Genomic DNA, 16859 nt, shown 5'->3' with positions numbered 1-16859 from the left:
GTTGAATGTGGTGCCTACATAGAGTGCAAAACGCCAAATGTCGAGTGCGCTGATATCATAGCTCGCGCACCTGGAGCGGCGAAAAAGCTGCCACTCAGAATCGCCGTTCGTTTTCTATGGCAAGTTTGGTCAGGTTATCGGAGTCGGCGCGATATTTGTTGTCGGCCGCGTTCCATGTGTAGGTGATGCGGATTTCGCGTTCGCTCGCTGATATTGCCTGCGTGCCTTCGCAGGTCTCGTCCGTCGGCATGGCACTCTCTGTCACGGTCACGGAAATCGGGGCGTATGGCTTGCCGCGCGCCGGATCTGCGGCATAACGGATGGTTTGCCGCCGCTCCAGCCCGCAGGTCCGCTCGTCGAAAAGCAATGCGGTGCCGATCAGTTCGAGACGGTCGGCTTTGACCATGGCCAGCGCTTGCGTCGTGTAGGTCTGGTTCGAGTTGAAATGCGAACTCATCGTCAGTATCGCGTCGGAGCCTTCGGCGATTGGCATCAGCGTCTGGTCGAAAAAGTAGGTGCCCTGGTCGAAGCCGATATCGGCGGCGTCCAGCAGCCTGGGCTCGTTGTCGAGTTCGTAGAGCGCAAGCACGGCCAAGCCCTGCGCTGCCTTCGCCGCCTGGGCGAAATCAAACAGCACCAGCAGGCGCTCTTTGCCTTCCGCCTTCATGCGGACGGCGGCAAGATCGTAGAATCCGTATGCGCTTTCGTCCGCGCCTTCATAGCCCTTCCCTCCGATGTGCCGGAGGGCAACGCGTTTTGAACCGACATAGCCGTTGTCTGTGGCCTTGATATCCGGAACGAAATGTCGGGCGAGATCGAGATAGGTGGTAACGCCGTACTCGCTCACTGCAGTATCCGGCGACGGATTATATACGTCCGCGGCAGAGGCCGTGCCGGTAAGCATCGCCAGGAGCACCGACGTCAGGATAAGTATTCGTCTCGAAAACAACCGCATTCATTGCTCCAGACACCACCGGAGCGATGATAGTCGAAGCGATTTCAACATCAACTGGAAAATCCGGCCTGGGGCCTGCAACGTCAAGCCGGTCACTTGCCAATTCGTTCACTTTATGTTCTTATGTCCGCAATCACCCACTGCCCGGAACTTTTCTCAAGGGAGACAAAGATGACTACGCACGGAACATTCGGCTGGAACGAACTGATGACCTCGGATCTCGAGGCGTCGAAAGCCTTCTATGCGAAAGTGGCAGGCTGGACCTATCAGGAGATGCCGATGGGCGGCGAGGAAAGCTATACGCTGGCTTTCGTCGAGGGCAATCCCGTGCCCGTCGCTGGCCTGATGCATTGGCCGGCAGATCAGCCCGGCAGCAATGATTGGTTTGCCTATATCAATGTCGCCAACATCAATGCGGCCGTGTCCGCTGTCACCGGCGCGGGTGGTTCCGTCATGCGTGCGCCCTTCGAGATCGAGGGCACAGGGTGGATCGCCATCGTGATGGATTCTGCCAAGACGGCAATCGGGCTGCTTGAACCGAAGCCGATGCAGTAACCTACCACGCGTCGACGCGAGCGAGTGCCTATCTGAGTGAGCATGAGAAAACTGCACTCCCGCTCGGCATGTTCAGCCCAGTGGGAGTGCAGTTGAGAAGTTTCAGGCGGAAATGTCGACTACGCCGCAGTCGCCGGCTTCGGAGCCGAAAGCGAGTTGCTTGCCGGATGAGGACCAGCTCATGGCCGAGATCGCGCCCTTGCCCGGGCGGCGAAGCAACACTTCCTTCTGGTCGGCAAGCCGGACACCGAGGATCATCCCGTCGATGAACCCGATGGCCAGCACTTCCTCGGCCGGATGGAAAGCGACCGATGTGACCAGGATGTTGGCACGCGTGCCGAGTTCCAGTGGCGCCTTGCCCATAGGGCCGTCCTTGGACGAAAACGGCCAGACGATAGCCGCCGGCGCACCAGACGAAGCAAGCCATTTGCCCTTGGGCGACCAGGATAGCGACTTGATCTTGGCGGGATAGCCACTCATGCGCATGTGGCGGGCCTCTTCGCCCGGCTTGCCGTCCAGTTTCCAGCCATGCAATGCGTTTTCCTGCATGGCGGTGACGACGAAGCGGCCGTCTGGGGAGAAGGTGACGAGCGTGTGCGCGCCCTTCCATTCCAGATCGACCGGCGCGCCGTTGGTGCCGGCCCAGTGCAGGGTGACGCCGTTGTAGCGGGAGGCGCCGATGCGCATGCCCTTCGGTGCGAAGGCCACTCCCTCGATCGAGCGCGCCTCGGTGAACTCACGGGATTTGCCGTCGGCTGTGACCACGGCCGCCGTTTTGCCATGCACATAGGCGATCGCGCCGGACGGTCCGGCGGCAACGGCGGTGATCCATTTGCGCGGCGCTTCGGCGATCTGCTTGACGGTGCCGTCGGCGAGGATTCGGTTGACCTTGCCATCTTCGCCGCCGGTGATCAGCGAATTGGTGGCGGGATCGACGACCGCACTCAGCAGACCCTCGTGGACAGAAACGGTCTTGTGGCCCATGTCGAGCCGATGGATTTCACCTGAGGACGCCGCGAAAAACGGTACGTCTCCGACAAAATAGGCCCCGAGGACATGGCCCTCAAGGTCAAGCGGTGCGACTGTCGGCATCAGGCGGCCTCGCAGGCCTTGAAGCTCTGCTCGATCTTTTCGCGATCGAGTTCGCGACCGATGAACACCAGTCGGCTTTCCCGCTTCTCGCCCTCTTTCCAGGCGCGCTGGTGGTTGCCTTCGATGATCATGTGCACGCCCTGGACGACGTAACGCTCGTCGTCCTGGTCAAAGGCGATGATGCCCTTGAGGCGAAGGATGTTCGGGCCTTGCATCTGGGTGATCTTCTCGATCCACGGGAAGAACTTCTTCGGGTTCATTTCGCCGCCGCGCAGCGAGATCGACTGCACCGTCACGTCATGGATGGGCGAAGGGCCATGATCGTGGTCATGGTGGTCATGGCCGTGATGATCGTGATCATGATCATGGTGATGATGGTCGTGATCGTGATTGTGGTCGCAATCCGGTCCACAGGCATGGTCCTCGTGACCGTGCTCGAGGAACTGCGGATCGTTGTCGAGCGCGCGCTCCAGATCGAAGGCGCCGAGGTCGAGGATCTTGGAGAGCTCCACATTCGAGCGCTCGGTGTGATAGATGCGCGCCGAGGGGTTGATGACCTTGATCACCTGCTCGATGCGGTTGACTTCCTCCGGCGTGACCAGATCAGTCTTGTTGAGCAGCACGACGTCGGCGAAGGCGAGCTGGTCTTCTGCTTCCCGGGAATCCTTCAAGCGCAATGGCAGATGTTTGGCATCGACCAGCGCCACGACGGCATCGAGCTGGGTCTTGGCACGCACGTCGTCATCCATGAAGAATGTCTGGGCGACGGGGACGGGGTCTGCGAGGCCGGTCGTCTCGACAATGATCGCATCGAAGCGGCCCGGTCGGCGCATCAGGCCTTCGACGACGCGGATCAGGTCACCGCGTACCGTGCAGCAGATGCAGCCATTGTTCATTTCGTAGATTTCCTCGTCGGATTCCACGATCAGGTCGTTGTCGATGCCGATTTCGCCGAACTCGTTGACGATCACGGCGTAGCGCTTGCCGTGGCTTTCGGTGAGAATGCGGTTGAGCAGCGTCGTCTTGCCGGCGCCGAGATAGCCGGTGAGGACGGTAACGGGAATGGGCTTTGCAGCAGCAGCTTCAGTCATGGCGGATTTCCCTTACGAATTTTCCCTCATATAGGATCTGATTGCCGGTTGCGGCAATATCCTGCTGGAAATTTGATGCCGCTTCGGTTCAAAGCCGGGCCGTGGTGCTCCTCGGCGTGGCGAGCATCAGGCTCGTTTCACTGCCGATGATGCCGGGGATCAGCCGGATGCGCCTGAGAATGGCGTCGAAATCCGTCAGCGTCGCGGCGCCCAGTTCGGCGATCAGGTCCCAGCGGCCGTTGGTGGTGTGAACGGCGCTGACCTCGGCAAAGCCGCCGAGCGAGCGGATGACCTTGTCGGCGGAATGCCCCTCGACTTCGATCATCATGATGCCGCGCACCGGCAATCCGACCGCGTCGGATTTGAGGATTACTGTATAGCCGATGATGTCGCCGGACTGTTCAAGCCGTTCCATGCGTGCGCGGATCGTCGCGCGGGCGGCCCCCAGCTCGATGGTGATGTCGGAGACGCTGCGGCGGCCATTGTGCCGCAATAGCGTTATCAGTCGTTGGTCGAGATCGTCCATAATTATCCATTTCGGTATCGCTATTGACCATAATGATAAACCACTACGTGATATTTGCCAAATAACTCTGTTCACTTTGCCAGCATTGAATGGTCCAATTGCCTTCAAGACAAGGAGTGGCAGAACATGCATGTGAAATTGTTGGGTGCGCCCGTTCAGGAAGGCGCTGGTCGCCGCGGATGCGATATGGGGCCGGCGGCATATCGCGCAGCTGGGTTGGCAGAATCGCTTGCCGAGCTCGGTCATGACGTGACCGATCTCGGCGACGTCAGGCCAGCAACGCTGAAAAGCCATACGCACACCAATCCGGCGGTGAAAAAGCTCGACGAGACAGTTGCGTGGGTCGAAGCGCTCACCGAGGCGGCCTATGCCGCCAGCGCCGACGGCATGCCGGTTTTTCTCGGCGGCGATCACAGCCTTTCGGCCGGTACAGTTGCCGGTATCGCCCGGCGGGCCAAGGAGAAGGGACGTCCGCTTTTCGTGCTCTGGCTCGATGCGCATACCGATTTTCATTCGCTGGTCACGACCGAAAGCGGCAACCTGCATGGCACGCCGGTGGCATATTTTACCGGCCGGCCGGGTTTCGAAGGTTATTTCCCGCCGCTTACGACCCCGGTCGATCCCGCCAATGTGTCGATGATTGGTATTCGCAGCGTCGATCCGGCGGAGCGTCAGGCGATCAACAATGCGGGCATTCAGGTCTGCGACATGCGCATGATCGACGAGGAAGGCATCGCGGTACCGTTGAAGCGCTTCCTGAACAAGGTCGCCGCCGCCAACGGCCTGCTGCATGTCAGCCTTGACGTCGATTTCCTCGATCCTTCGATCGCGCCTGCAGTGGGCACGACCGTACCCGGCGGCGCGACTTATCGCGAGGCGCATCTGGTGATGGAAATCCTGCATGACAGCGGGCTCGTCTGCAGCCTCGACCTGGTCGAACTCAATCCCTTTCTCGATGAACGCGGCCGCACAGCGATCCTGATGGCCGATCTTGCCGCGAGCCTGATGGGCAAGCGGGTGATGGACCGCCCAACAAGGAGCTACGCATGACGCCGATCCCAAATCTCAATATCGTTCCCTTCGTCAGCGTCGACAATATGATGAAGCTGGTCATGCGCATCGGGATCGAGCGCTTCCTGACCGAACTCGAAGCCTATATCGAGGAAGACTTCCGCCGCTGGGAGATGTTCGACAAGACGCCCCGCGTCGCCTCGCACTCGCCGAATGGCGTTATTGAACTGATGCCCACCAGCGACGGTACGCTTTACGGCTTCAAGTATGTAAACGGCCACCCTTATAATGCGCACACCGGTCGCCAGACGGTCACCGCATTCGGTGTGCTGGCCGACACCGCCAGCGGCTATCCCATGCTGATCACCGAAATGACGATCCTGACTGCGCTCAGGACCGCTGCGACCTCGGCGATGGCAGCGAAGTATCTGGCGCCCAAGGGCGCTCGCACCATGGCCATAATCGGCAACGGCGCCCAATCGGAGTTTCAGGCCCTGGCGTTCAAGGCGGTGCTGGGCATCGACAAGCTTCGGCTCTATGACATCGATCCGAAGGCGACACACAAGTGTGCTCACAATCTTGCCGCCTATGGGTTTGACATCGTCCAGGCGAAAACCCCGGAAGAAGCAGTGACTGGCGCCCAGATCGTCACCACAGTGACTGCCGACAAGAAGAACGCCACCATCCTCACCGACAACATGGTCGGCGAGGGCATTCATATCAACGCGGTGGGTGGCGACTGCCCGGGCAAGACCGAACTGCATCGCGACATCGTCCTGCGGTCGGAGATTTTCGTCGAATATCCGCCACAGACCTGGATTGAAGGTGAAATACAGCAGTTGCCGCAAACGCACCCGATCCATGAACTCTGGAAGGTCATAGCGGGCAACGAAACAGGCCGGTCGAACGATCGCCAGATCACGCTCTTCGATTCGGTGGGTTTTGCCATCGAGGATTTTTCGGCTCTGCGCTACCTGCGCGACCGCCTGCAGGGCAGCGGCCTTTACGAAGAACTGGATCTTCTCGCCGATCCGGACGAGCCGCGCGATCTGTTCGGCATGCTGTTGAGATCGGTAAAGCCGAATACCGACGCGGCCTGAGTCGAAGGGCATGTGACGAGCATGTGTTGCCATGGCTGGCTGCACATGCCTGTTCTGTTAACAAAACGTATTGTTTCTTAATATTCATTCAAAACTGTTACCTTTGCGTAACAGTTTTGAAATTGATTTTCTTCTTTCGCGCGAATAATCACACTTCTGGCGCTATAAAATGCGACTTACTCTTGCGCGCAGCAAATGAATGTCCAAATAGGGACCGATAAGAAAGCTGCATGACCCCAGCTAGCCGGGATGGGGCAAACAGCGATAATATGGGAACGGGTTCGATCGCCCGCCCGCCTTTGGGGCCGCGAAAGACGGTTCAGGCAAGCGCCGTAACGGGCGCGGGGCATGTGGCTAAGAGCAGGGCTGCCCGATCACCGCATGCCGGCAGAGGAAGACCGTCTATGCATACTTGTAAGAAAGCCTCCCTTCTGGCTGCTGCGTTGTTATTGGCAGCCCCTTCTGTTTCCGCCGTTGCCGCTGAACAAGTCGCGGCGCCTGCTGCAGCGCAGGAACAGAACTTCCCGGCCATTCGCGTCGTCGAGACGGCCGAACGAGAACTTGTCGATCGGATCATGGTCACCGGCACATTCCAGGCCGTCGAGGAAGTCTATGTCCAGCCGCAAGTGGAAGCTCTCCGGATCGAGAAGCTGAACGTGGACGTTGGCGACATGGTTAAGGCCGGCGATACGCTGGCGACGCTCAGCGAAGATGCGCTGATCCTTCAGAAGAGCCAGCTACAGGCCAATCGCGCCAAGGCCGAAGCCGTGGGTGCACAACTGGTCGCGCAGCTGGTGGAAGCCAAGGCAAACGAAGCCGAGGCGATCCGTCAGGCCGTGCGCGCAGAAAAGCTGGAGAAGATCGATGCGGTCTCCACATCGCAGGCCGAACAGCTTCGGGCATCTGCAACAGCCGCATCTGCGCGGGTAAACTCGGCCAACCAGGCCATTCTTGCCAACAAGGCGGATGTGAAGGTTGTCGATGCGCAGATCGCCGATATCGATTTGAAACTGGCTCGTACGGCGGTCACTGCACCGGTCGGCGGCATTGTTTCAGCGCGTCACGCCAGGATTGGCGCCATAGCCGCCAGCATCGGCAATCCGCTCTTCACCATCATCCGTGATAACGCCATCGAGTTGAAGGGGGATGTCGCGGAGGGAGACCTTCTCAAGCTGAAACCGGGGCAGCCCGTTCACATGGCTGTGGCCGGTACGTCGGCCAAGGTGACTGGAACGGTGCGCTCGATCGACCCGGTCATCGACTCGACTACCCGCCTGGGTTCGGTCAAGGTCGCGGTTAATGATCCGGCCCAGGCGCGTATCGGCATGTATGCAAGCGCCGAAGTTATCGTTTCTGACCGGAAGGTGCTGTCGGTTCCATTGACCGCAATCACGGCTGAGAAAAACGGCAGCTATGTACGTAAAATCGTCGATCAACGCGTCAAGCTGACAAAAGTTGTCACGGGCGTGCAGGATGGTGACTTCGTCGAGATCGTCAGCGGTCTCGGTGCCAAGGACGTCGTGGTCGAAAAGGCTGGCGCCTATGTCCGGGATGGTGATCGCATCACTCCGGTTTTCCTAGATAAAACCGCGTCGAACTGACGGAGCCGAGGGTTATGAACTTTTCCGCCTGGTCCATCCGAAACCCGATTGCGCCGCTGCTGGGATTTTTCCTGTTGCTGGTGCTCGGGATCAGCTCGTTCAATTCCCTGCCGATTACCCGGTTCCCGAACATCGACGTGCCGATCGTTTCGATCAGCGTCGCGCAGGCGGGTGCCGCTCCGGCTGAGCTTGAAACGCAGGTCACGAAGGAAGTCGAAGATGCCGTCGCCGGCATCAACGGCGTCGATTTCATTCAGTCCACCGTCAATGACGGGGTGTCTACCACCGCCATCATGTTCAAGATCGAGGTGCCCTCGGACAAGGCGCTGCAGGACGTCAAGGACGCCATCGATCGCATCCAGTCGGATCTGCCAGCCACGGCAGAAACGCCTATCGTCACCAAGATCGACGTGGAAAGCAACGCGATCCAGACCTTTGCCATTTCCTCGCCGAACATGACGCTTGAGGAGTTGTCATGGTTTGTCGACGATACGGTCAAGCGGGAGTTGCAGGGCAAGCCCGGCATCGGCCGGATCGACCGTTTCGGCGGCGCCGACCGGGAAGTCCATATCGAGCTCGATCCGGCAAAGCTCAATTCCTACGGCATCACCGCCGCCGACGTGAACCGTCAGCTCCGCAACACCAATGCCGACATGGGCTCGGGTCGCGGTCAAGTCGGTGGCGCCGAACAGGCCATCCGCACATTGGGCGACCAGCGCGATGTCAAGGCGCTCGCCAACACGACGATCTTCGTATCTGCCAATCGGTTCGTAAAACTCTCGGATCTCGGCACGATCAAGGACACCTACAAGGAGCCGACGTCGTTTTCGCGCTTCGACGGCAATCCGGTAGTGTCGTTTGCCATCTTCCGCTCCAAGGGCGCCTCGGAAGTCACGGTTGCGGAAACCGTCGATGCAGGCCTCAAGGATATCAGGGCGAAACATCCGGACGTCAAGATCGAGCTGGTCGATGACGCGGTGTACTTCACCTATGGCAATTACGAATCCGCCATCGACACGTTGATCGAAGGCGCTGTCCTGGCGGTCATCGTGGTGTTCCTGTTTTTGAGAAACTGGCGCGCAACATTGATCTCGGCGGTCGCCCTGCCGCTATCTGCGATACCGACCTTCTGGATCATGGACATGCTGGGCTTCTCGCTCAATCTTGTGAGCTTCCTGGCCCTGACGCTGGCGACCGGTATTCTCGTCGATGACGCGATCGTCGAAATTGAAAACATTGCCCGGCATATCAAGATGGGCAAGTCGCCCTATCGCGCCGCAATCGAAGCGGCCGATGAAATCGGCCTCGCCGTGATCGCCACGACGTTCACGATCATAGCTGTCTTTGTGCCTGTGTCGTTCATGGGCGGGATTCCGGGCCAGTATTTCATCCAGTTCGGCCTGACGGTGGCGATCTCGGTGTTCTTCTCGCTTGCGGTGGCGCGATTGATCACGCCGCTGATGGCCGCCTATCTGATGCGGGCATCGGATGCGAATGTCGGCCATGACGGACATGACCAAGAGGGCTGGCTGATGCGTGGCTACACCAGCGTGATCGGGGCAGTGACCCATCGCTGGTACGGTCGGTACGGCACATTCGTCGTCGCGCTCGCATTGGTCTTTGGCTCCTTCGTGCTGTTGTCCCAGGTGCCCGGAAGCTTCATGCCACCGGAAGATTCTGGGCGCGTGATCCTGTCGGTCGAATTGCCGCCGAGCGCGACATTGGAGGACAGCGACGTGGTATCTGCGGAGATATCCAGCCGGATCAAGGATATCGACGGCATCGACAGCATCTATGTGCTCGGTGGATCCTCGCCCAAGGGTGACCTCGAGCTTCGCCGCGCTTCGATCTACGTCAACCTGACGCGAATCGAACATTCGCTGGTCAAGAAGATCGTCAATGACGTACTGGGCAAGTTGCCAATCGTCGGCGCCTATGTTCCGAGAATGGAAGTGCATGGCAGAACGGTCCCGCAATGGGATATCGAGACCGAGATCTTCAAGCGTGTTGCCGATATTCCCGATGCGCGCATCCTCAAGCTCAACGATCGCGGCGAACGCGACATCGCCTATAACTTCACATCCGCCAATGCCGAGGATCTGGATAACGCAACCGCCCTGCTCGAAGCGGAGTTGCGCCAGGAACCGACGCTGCTGAATGTCGGCGCCGAAGGCGCGTTGCCTCGCTCCGAAATCCAGATCCGGCCCGATCCGATCCGCATGGCGCGGCTCGGCATCACTACTGCTCAGGTCTCCGAGCTGGTGCGTGTCGCAACCATCGGCGATGTTGATACGGCCCTCTCGAAGGTCTCCCTCGATGATCGGATGATCCCTGTGCGGGTTCAGCTCGATCTGTCGGTCCGGCGCGACATGGCCGCTCTCAGGGCGCTCAAGGTGCCGACGAATACCGGGGCGACCGTGCCGCTGTCGTCTGTGGCCGATGTCAGCTATTCCGAAGGCCCGAGCATGATCAAGCGTTACGACCGCAACCGCGTCGTGACGCTGGGCGCCAGCCTGCCGCCGGGTGTGGCGCTGGACACGGCGATGGCCGCGTTCAGCAAGGCCGTGGAACAGGCCAAGCTGCCCGCGACCGTCCAGAAACTGGAAAGCGGCGACACCAAGATCCAGGGCGAGATGGTGCAGGGCTTCGTCAAGGCCATGGTGCTGGGCATCATGCTGGTCTTCGGCGTGCTGATCCTGCTGTTCCGCAACGTGCTGCAGCCGGTGACGATCGTCTTCTCGCTACTGCTCGCGACGGGCGGTGTGGCGATCGCGCTGATCGTGACGAACAACGCGCTCTCGATGCCCGTCTTGATCGGTATCCTGATGTTGATGGGTATTGTCGCGAAGAACGCCATCTTGCTCGTGGATTTCGCCATCGAGATGATGGCGCGTGGCATGAAGCGCAGCGAGGCAATGGTGGAGGCCGGCCGCAAGCGGGCGCGTCCGATCATCATGACTTCGATCGCCATGTCCGCCGGCATGCTGCCGTCTGCTCTGGGCGTCGGCGAGGGCGGTGCGTTCCGTGCGCCGATGGCCATCGCAGTCATGGGCGGCATCATCGTCTCGACCGTGCTGTCACTCGTCGTCGTGCCCGCGTTCTTCCTGATCATGGATGACCTGTCCAAGCTGCTCGGCTGGATATTCGGTCGAATGATCGGCAAGAAGGACGAGGAGCAGGAAGTGCTGCAGAACGAAGAACTGACGCGCATCCTCAACGAAAACAGCCGGACGATTTCTTCACTGGAAGAGCGGTTGCAGACGCTGGAAACGGAGAAGGCTCCCGGCGAGGCAAAGTCTGCGGGTCGCAACAGGGCGAGTGCGGCCAACGATCTGCAAGGCAAGCCGCTTGCGGCGGAATGACATCGAGCTCAAGCGCCGTCATCAGAAACGAAAAAAGGGTCGGTTTTTGCCGGCCCTTTTTGCATCTGCTCGGTGGTATACGGCCTAACCGCGTTAGAACTTGTAGCTCAAGCCGACTTTGATATCCTGAGTTTTGAGGTCTACCTTGCTCTCGAAGAGGCCTTTGAACCCGGGGATCTTGTAACTGGCATCTCCGAAATCGGTATACCTGTACTCGAAGCGGGTGATAAGGCGATCTGTGATCGCATATTCCAGGCCCGCGCCAATAGTGAGACCAGACTGCACCGTTGAATCTGACAACGGATCTGTCAGTGCGTAATTAGGTGTTATTGCGTATTTCCCAAAGGCAACGCCAGCCGTCGCATAGGGCAAGAAGCGATCGATTGCATAGCCAGCTCGACCGCGAATGGAAGCATTCCAGTCCATCTCTGCTGACATCTTGTTGGGTGGCAAGGGGGTGCCATTCAAGGACAAGACGCTGGCGCCCTTTACCCTCGAATAATTGATATCGCCCTCGATTCCGATCACAAGACGGTTGTCGAGCTGAAAATTGTATCCAGCGTATATCCCGCCTAAAGCACCCTTTGGATCGATATCACCGAACACATCACTTCCCGGTGCCAGCAAAAAGACGCCCCCACCTGTGGAATTGCCCCAGGCGTATCCACCTTGCGCCCCGAGATAGGAGCCAGTCCAGTTAAATGGTGCATCCGATTTCAACTCATCCGCTAGGGCATTTGTCGCGATCAAATTTACTAACAAAGTAGAAATAGCAATAATCTTCATTCACATCCCCTTTACCCATATTCACGGGTATAGGCTATCAAGGGTTGTGAGGCATCATCAAAGTTGGATCGATGTCAGTTCACTGGGTTGTATAGCCTCTGAGCTACTTTTGTGACGGATCAGGTGTGGGTCAGACGCCCAGCTGGGCCGCCTAACTAGGGCAACATCCTGCACCGATTGACACGCTGCGCAAAATAGCGAGGGCGCGAAACAAGAACTGGAAGTGACACGCCGGTGAAGCGAGTGACACGACATTTAACTAAGGTATTGAAGTTTATGGAGCGGGTGAAGGGAATCGAACCCTCGTATTCAGCTTGGGAAGCTGCTGCTCTACCATTGAGCTACACCCGCTTGCGAACGCAGCAATTTCATGACTGCCGGCATGCTGTCAAGCGTAAACCACTTGCGCGGAGTTGCAGGAGGCCTGCGGCTATGTCCGCCCGCTCACGTGTGGCTTTTGAAATGCTTCGAAAGCTTCAGGCCCTGCGCCTGGTAGTTCGACCCTAGCCCGGTTCCATAGAGCGCTTGAGGCAGTTCGCGCATATGCTCATAGACCAATCGACCGATGATCTGCCCGTGGTCGAGAATGAACGGCACGTCATGGCTGCGGACTTCCAGGACGGCGCGTGAGCCGGAGCCACCAGCGTTGGCATGGCCGAAGCCAGGATCGAAGAAGCCGGCATAATGGACGCGGAATTCGCCGACCAGCGGGTCGAACGGCACCATTTCCGCTGCGTAGAGCGGTGGCACATGCACCGCCTCGCGCGAAACCAGGATATAGAACTCGTCCGGATCGAGGATCAGTTCGTTGGTGCCGCGGCTGTAGAGCGGTTCCCAGAAATCGTAGATATCGTGGGCGGCTTTCACGTCGACGTCGATGACGGCGGAATGCCGCTTTCCGCGATAGCCGATCAGGCCGTCCGGGCCGGTGCCCTTGAGATCGATTGACAGCGCGATCGATGAGCCTGCGATGACGGGTTTTTCGCTGGCCACCAGTGTTTCGGAAAGGTGCACCTGCAGCATCTCGTCCTCGCGCAGCAGCGCCTGGCCTTCACGGAACCGGATCTGCGACAGCCTTGAACCCCGGCGAACGACAACGGGAAACGTCTTCGGCGAGATTTCGAGGTAAAGAGGGCCGCTGTAGCCCGCCGGTATTTTGTCGAATTCCTGCGCGTAGTCGGTAATGACGCGCGTGAAGATGTCGAGGCGCCCTGTCGAACTCTTCGGGTTGGCCGAGGCCGATAGCGCCTGTGGCAGATCTACACTCTCGATCAGGGGCACTATGTACACGCAACCCGTCTCCAGCACGGCGCCTTCCGTCAGGTCAATGACATGCAGGCTCAGGTGGCCGAGCTTGTCAGCAACGCGCTTCGACGGTCCCGGCAGGAACGAGGCGCGGACGCGAAATGCCTTGGAGCCAAGGCGGAGATCGAGGCTGGCGGGCTGGATCTGGTCGCCGTCCAAGGCCTTTTCCGCCTTGAGGCGACCCTCGTCGAAAAGCGCCCTGATGGCGCGATCTGCCAATATTCCAGCCATGTCGTCCTCACTTTCGCGGGACAATAGAAACCCTAATACATTGACGCAAGCAAGGAGATCGGATAAGCCCGCTTTATCCCGTGGTGATTTGGCCGGCCGGCTTGCAGCCACGTAAAACAAGTAGCTAAATATGGCCGCGTTCGTTGGAAACCGGTCAGCTTGCGCGGCCGGTTTTTATGTTTGAGGAACGACTGGCATGACCAAGAACTGGCGCCCGGCAACCAAGCTCGTACACGGTGGCACACTGCGCTCGCAATTCGGCGAGACCTCGGAAGCGATCTTCCTGACGCAAGGTTTCGTCTATGAAACCGCCGAGTCGGCCGAAGCCCGTTTCAAGGGCGAGACGGATGGTTTCATCTACGCGCGCTACGGCAGCCCCACAAACGACATGTTCGAAAAGCGCATGTGCATGCTGGAAGGCGCCGAGGATGCGCGCGCCACGGCATCGGGCATGGCTGCTGTCACGGCCGCCATTATGTGCCAGCTCAAGGCCGGTGACCACATCGTTGCCGCCCGTGCACTGTTCGGCTCCTGCCGCTGGGTGGTCGAGACGTTGGCGCCGAAATACGGCATTGAATGCACGCTGATCGACGGCAAGAACCTGGAGAACTGGGAAAAGGCCATCCGCCCGAGCACCAAGGTGTTCTTTCTGGAAAGCCCCACCAATCCGACGCTGGAAGTGGTCGACCTGATCGGCGTTGCCAGACTCGCAAACCAGGTCGGTGCCAAGGTGGTGGTCGATAACGTGTTTGCAACGCCGCTGTTCCAGAAGCCGCTCGAACTCGGTGCGCATGTGGTCGTCTATTCGGCTACCAAGCATATCGATGGCCAGGGCCGTTGCCTCGGCGGCGTCGTGCTGTCCGACAAGCAATGGATCGACGAAAATCTCCACGACTATTTCCGCCATTCCGGTCCGGCCATGTCGCCGTTCAATGCCTGGGTGCTGCTCAAGGGGCTGGAAACCATGGCGCTGCGCATCAAGCAGCAGACGGAGAATGCCGCTCGGCTGGCAGACTTCCTTGCTGATCACAAAGCTGTCGCCAAAGTTATCTATCCCGGCCGCAAGGACCATCCGCAGGCCGATATCATAGCCAGGCAGATGACGGGTGGATCGACGTTGGTGGCGCTCGAATTGAAGGGCGGCAAGAGTGCAGCCTTCGCGCTGCAGAACGCACTGGAGGTCGTCAAGATCTCCAATAATCTCGGCGATGCCAAAAGCCTGATCACCCATCCGGCGACCACCACCCACAAGAACCTGAGCGATGAGGCCCGGGACGAGCTCGGCATTTCCGCCGGTTTGCTCCGGCTCTCGGCCGGTATCGAGGATGGCGACGATCTGATCGAGGATTTCGATCGCGCGCTTTCGGCTGTCGCCAGCTGATCTGATTTCTACGGCCCCGCCTTGCCGGGGCCGTCTTCATTTTATTTATATGATTGTTTCTGGGAGGATTGTTCGATCATGTCCGATAAGCCTGTAGCCCGTCGTCTCCGCTCGCAGGACTGGTTCGACAATCCCGATCATATCGATATGACCGCGCTCTATCTCGAGCGTTTCATGAATTACGGTATCACGCCGGAGGAATTGCGCTCCGGTAAGCCGATCATCGGCATCGCCCAGTCGGGCAGCGATCTCACCCCTTGCAACCGCGTGCATGTCGAGCTCGTCAAGCGCGTGCGTGATGGCATCCGTGATGCGGGCGGTATTCCCATTGAATTCCCCACCCATCCGATGTTCGAAAACTGCAAGCGCCCGACGGCGGCGCTGGACCGTAACCTGGCCTATCTCGGTCTGGTGGAGATCCTTTATGGCTACCCGCTCGATGGCGTGGTGCTGACCACCGGGTGCGACAAGACCACGCCCTCGGCGATCATGGCGGCTTCGACCGTCGATATTCCTGCGATCGTGCTGTCCGGCGGACCGATGCTCGATGGCTGGCACGAGGGCAAGCTTGCGGGTTCGGGCATGGCGATCTGGCAGTCGCGCCGCAAGCTCGCGGCCGGCGAGATCGACGAGGAAGAGTTTCTGCAGACAGCACTCGATTCCGCCCCGTCTGTCGGCCACTGCAACACGATGGGCACGGCCTCGACGATGAATGCGTTGGCCGAGGCGCTCGGGCTTTCGCTCACCGGCTGCGGCGCCATTCCTGCCGCCTATCGCGAGCGTGGTCAGATGGCCTATCGTACGGGCAAGCGCGCGGTCGAGATCGTTTTGGAAGACCTGAAGCCTTCCGATATTCTGACCCGCGAGGCATTTCTCAACGCCATTCGGACCAATTCTGCCATCGGCGGTTCCACCAACGCCCAGCCACATCTGGCGGCGATGGCCAAGCACGCCGGCGTCGAGCTGTATCCCGAAGATTGGCAGGTACATGGTTTCGATATTCCGCTGCTGGCCAATGTCCAGCCGGCGGGTGCCTATCTCGGCGAACGCTATCATAGGGCTGGCGGCACGCCGGCGATCATGTGGGAGCTGCTGGAGAACGGCAAGCTCAATGGAGATTGTCCCACCGTCACCGGCAAGACGATGGGCGAGAACCTCAAGGGTCGTGAGGCGAAGGATCGTGAGGTCATCCGTCCATTTGCCGAGCCGCTCAAGGAGCGCGCCGGGTTCCTGGTGCTGAAGGGCAACCTGTTCGATTTCGCCATCATGAAGATGAGCGTGGTGTCCGAGGATTTTCGCGCCCGCTACCTGCAGGAGCCGGGCCGCGAAGGTGTGTTCGAAGGCAAGGCCGTCGTGTTCGATGGCTCCGAGGATTACCACAAGCGCATCAACGATCCGTCGCTGGACATCGACGAGAACACCATTCTCGTCATCCGCGGTGCAGGCCCGATCGGCTGGCCGGGATCGGCCGAGGTCGTCAACATGCAGCCGCCGGATCACATCCTCAAGCGCGGCATCAAAAGCCTGCCGACCATCGGCGACGGACGCCAATCGGGTACGTCAGACAGCCCCTCGATCCTCAATGCTTCACCGGAAAGTGCCGCCGGCGGCGGGCTCGCCTGGATCCGCAGCGGCGATATCGTCCGCATCGATTTCAACCTTGGCCGCTGCGACATGCTGGTGGAGGACGCCGAGATCGAACGCCGCAAGGGTGACGGCATACCGGCGGTTCCGCCGGATGCGACGCCGTGGCAGCGCATCTATCGCCGGTCAGTCAACCAGCTTTCGGATGGTGCGGTGCTCGAAGGTGCCGCCGATTTCCGCCAGATCGCCAGAAATCCGCCGCGCCACAATCACTGAGGT

General features: G+C 59.4%; 13 protein-coding genes, 1 tRNA gene and 1 riboswitch. Of the genes, 7 read left to right on the top strand and 7 right to left on the bottom strand.

Annotation, left to right across the window (positions count from 1 at the left end; all coding sequences use genetic code 11):
- Positions 1-94: 94 nt before the first annotated feature.
- Complete coding sequence (locus tag JJB09_RS06315) at positions 95-955, bottom strand: hypothetical protein (protein WP_201654800.1); 861 nt, start codon at positions 953-955, stop codon at positions 95-97.
- A gap of 171 nt (positions 956-1126) precedes the next feature.
- Here JJB09_RS06315 and JJB09_RS06310 point away from each other — a divergent pair, with 171 nt between their 5' ends.
- Complete coding sequence (locus JJB09_RS06310; protein ID WP_201654797.1) at positions 1127-1510, top strand: VOC family protein; 384 nt, start codon at positions 1127-1129, stop codon at positions 1508-1510.
- 102 nt (positions 1511-1612) lie between these two features.
- Here the strand turns inward: JJB09_RS06310 and JJB09_RS06305 are convergent, their stop codons facing one another.
- The 3 genes from JJB09_RS06305 to JJB09_RS06295 form a co-directional block, all read right to left on the bottom strand.
- Positions 1613-2602, bottom strand: a complete 990-nt coding sequence (locus tag JJB09_RS06305; RefSeq protein ID WP_201654794.1) for a WD40 repeat domain-containing protein — start codon at positions 2600-2602, stop codon at positions 1613-1615.
- Positions 2602-3693: a CobW family GTP-binding protein gene (locus JJB09_RS06300; RefSeq protein WP_201654791.1), complete on the bottom strand. Its 1092-nt coding sequence runs from the start codon at positions 3691-3693 to the stop codon at positions 2602-2604. Before JJB09_RS06300 ends, JJB09_RS06305 begins: the two co-directional genes overlap by 1 nt.
- An 88-nt stretch (positions 3694-3781) precedes the next feature.
- A complete protein-coding gene (locus JJB09_RS06295) occupies positions 3782-4219 on the bottom strand; it encodes an Lrp/AsnC family transcriptional regulator (protein ID WP_201654788.1) in 438 nt (145 codons plus the stop codon).
- 126 nt (positions 4220-4345) lie between these two features.
- Here JJB09_RS06295 and rocF point away from each other — a divergent pair, with 126 nt between their 5' ends.
- The 4 genes from rocF to JJB09_RS06275 all read left to right on the top strand — a co-directional run bounded on the left by rocF (position 4346) and on the right by JJB09_RS06275 (position 11293).
- Positions 4346-5269, top strand: coding sequence for an arginase (rocF, locus tag JJB09_RS06290; RefSeq protein WP_201654785.1), 924 nt, complete (start codon positions 4346-4348; stop codon positions 5267-5269).
- Entirely contained in the window at positions 5266-6330 is a 1065-nt protein-coding gene (locus JJB09_RS06285; RefSeq protein ID WP_201654782.1) for an ornithine cyclodeaminase, read from the top strand. The genes rocF and JJB09_RS06285 overlap by 4 nt, the downstream gene beginning before the upstream one ends.
- 404 nt (positions 6331-6734) lie before the next feature.
- Positions 6735-7931, top strand: coding sequence for an efflux RND transporter periplasmic adaptor subunit (locus JJB09_RS06280; protein WP_201654779.1), 1197 nt, complete (start codon positions 6735-6737; stop codon positions 7929-7931).
- Positions 7932-7945: 14 nt separating this feature from the next.
- Positions 7946-11293: an efflux RND transporter permease subunit gene (locus JJB09_RS06275; RefSeq protein ID WP_201654777.1), complete on the top strand. Its 3348-nt coding sequence runs from the start codon at positions 7946-7948 to the stop codon at positions 11291-11293.
- A 93-nt stretch (positions 11294-11386) separates the two neighbouring features.
- On the opposite strand, the gene JJB09_RS06270 is transcribed toward JJB09_RS06275, so the two are convergent.
- The 3 genes from JJB09_RS06270 to JJB09_RS06260 all read right to left on the bottom strand — a co-directional run bounded on the left by JJB09_RS06270 (position 11387) and on the right by JJB09_RS06260 (position 13615).
- Positions 11387-12079 carry an outer membrane protein gene (locus JJB09_RS06270; protein ID WP_201654774.1) on the bottom strand — a complete coding sequence of 231 codons (693 nt, stop codon included), beginning with the start codon at positions 12077-12079 and terminating at the stop codon, positions 11387-11389.
- 277 nt (positions 12080-12356) lie between these two features.
- Positions 12357-12430, bottom strand: a tRNA-Gly gene (locus JJB09_RS06265).
- Positions 12431-12523: 93 nt separating this feature from the next.
- The gene (locus tag JJB09_RS06260) at positions 12524-13615 is read right to left on the bottom strand and encodes a 2'-deoxycytidine 5'-triphosphate deaminase (RefSeq protein ID WP_201654771.1); all 1092 of its coding nucleotides are present in this window, start codon (positions 13613-13615) and stop codon (positions 12524-12526) included.
- Between the two features lie 70 nt (positions 13616-13685).
- A riboswitch (SAM riboswitch) is annotated at positions 13686-13765 on the top strand.
- Between the two features lie 46 nt (positions 13766-13811).
- Here JJB09_RS06260 and JJB09_RS06255 point away from each other — a divergent pair.
- Complete coding sequence (locus tag JJB09_RS06255) at positions 13812-14996, top strand: O-succinylhomoserine sulfhydrylase (protein WP_201654768.1); 1185 nt, start codon at positions 13812-13814, stop codon at positions 14994-14996.
- A gap of 78 nt (positions 14997-15074) precedes the next feature.
- The gene (locus tag JJB09_RS06250) at positions 15075-16856 is read left to right on the top strand and encodes an IlvD/Edd family dehydratase (RefSeq protein WP_201654765.1); all 1782 of its coding nucleotides are present in this window, start codon (positions 15075-15077) and stop codon (positions 16854-16856) included.
- Positions 16857-16859: the final 3 nt, after the last annotated feature.

It is taken from the genome of Phytoamicus setariae (genome assembly GCF_016722925.1).
In the GTDB taxonomy this organism is placed as follows: Bacteria; Pseudomonadota; Alphaproteobacteria; order Rhizobiales; family Rhizobiaceae; genus Rhizobium_E; species Rhizobium_E setariae.
Note: the sequence above shows the minus strand (reverse complement) of the source record. Positions and strands in the feature narration are given on the sequence as shown.

Bases quoted from the DNA above. Each gene is read 5' to 3' on its own strand.
- JJB09_RS06255 (WP_201654768.1), top strand. From the start codon at position 13,812: ATGACCAAGAACTGGCGCCCGGCAACCAAGCTCGTACACGGTGGCACA.
- JJB09_RS06315 (WP_201654800.1), bottom strand. From the start codon at position 955: ATGCGGTTGTTTTCGAGACGAATACTTATCCTGACGTCGGTGCTCCTG.
- JJB09_RS06310 (WP_201654797.1), top strand. From the start codon at position 1,127: ATGACTACGCACGGAACATTCGGCTGGAACGAACTGATGACCTCGGAT.
- JJB09_RS06300 (WP_201654791.1), bottom strand. From the start codon at position 3,693: ATGACTGAAGCTGCTGCTGCAAAGCCCATTCCCGTTACCGTCCTCACC.
- JJB09_RS06295 (WP_201654788.1), bottom strand. From the start codon at position 4,219: ATGGACGATCTCGACCAACGACTGATAACGCTATTGCGGCACAATGGC.
- JJB09_RS06305 (WP_201654794.1), bottom strand. From the start codon at position 2,602: ATGCCGACAGTCGCACCGCTTGACCTTGAGGGCCATGTCCTCGGGGCC.
- JJB09_RS06270 (WP_201654774.1), bottom strand. From the start codon at position 12,079: ATGAAGATTATTGCTATTTCTACTTTGTTAGTAAATTTGATCGCGACA.
- JJB09_RS06260 (WP_201654771.1), bottom strand. From the start codon at position 13,615: ATGGCTGGAATATTGGCAGATCGCGCCATCAGGGCGCTTTTCGACGAG.
- JJB09_RS06285 (WP_201654782.1), top strand. From the start codon at position 5,266: ATGACGCCGATCCCAAATCTCAATATCGTTCCCTTCGTCAGCGTCGAC.
- JJB09_RS06275 (WP_201654777.1), top strand. From the start codon at position 7,946: ATGAACTTTTCCGCCTGGTCCATCCGAAACCCGATTGCGCCGCTGCTG.
- JJB09_RS06250 (WP_201654765.1), top strand. From the start codon at position 15,075: ATGTCCGATAAGCCTGTAGCCCGTCGTCTCCGCTCGCAGGACTGGTTC.
- JJB09_RS06280 (WP_201654779.1), top strand. From the start codon at position 6,735: ATGCATACTTGTAAGAAAGCCTCCCTTCTGGCTGCTGCGTTGTTATTG.
- rocF (WP_201654785.1), top strand. From the start codon at position 4,346: ATGCATGTGAAATTGTTGGGTGCGCCCGTTCAGGAAGGCGCTGGTCGC.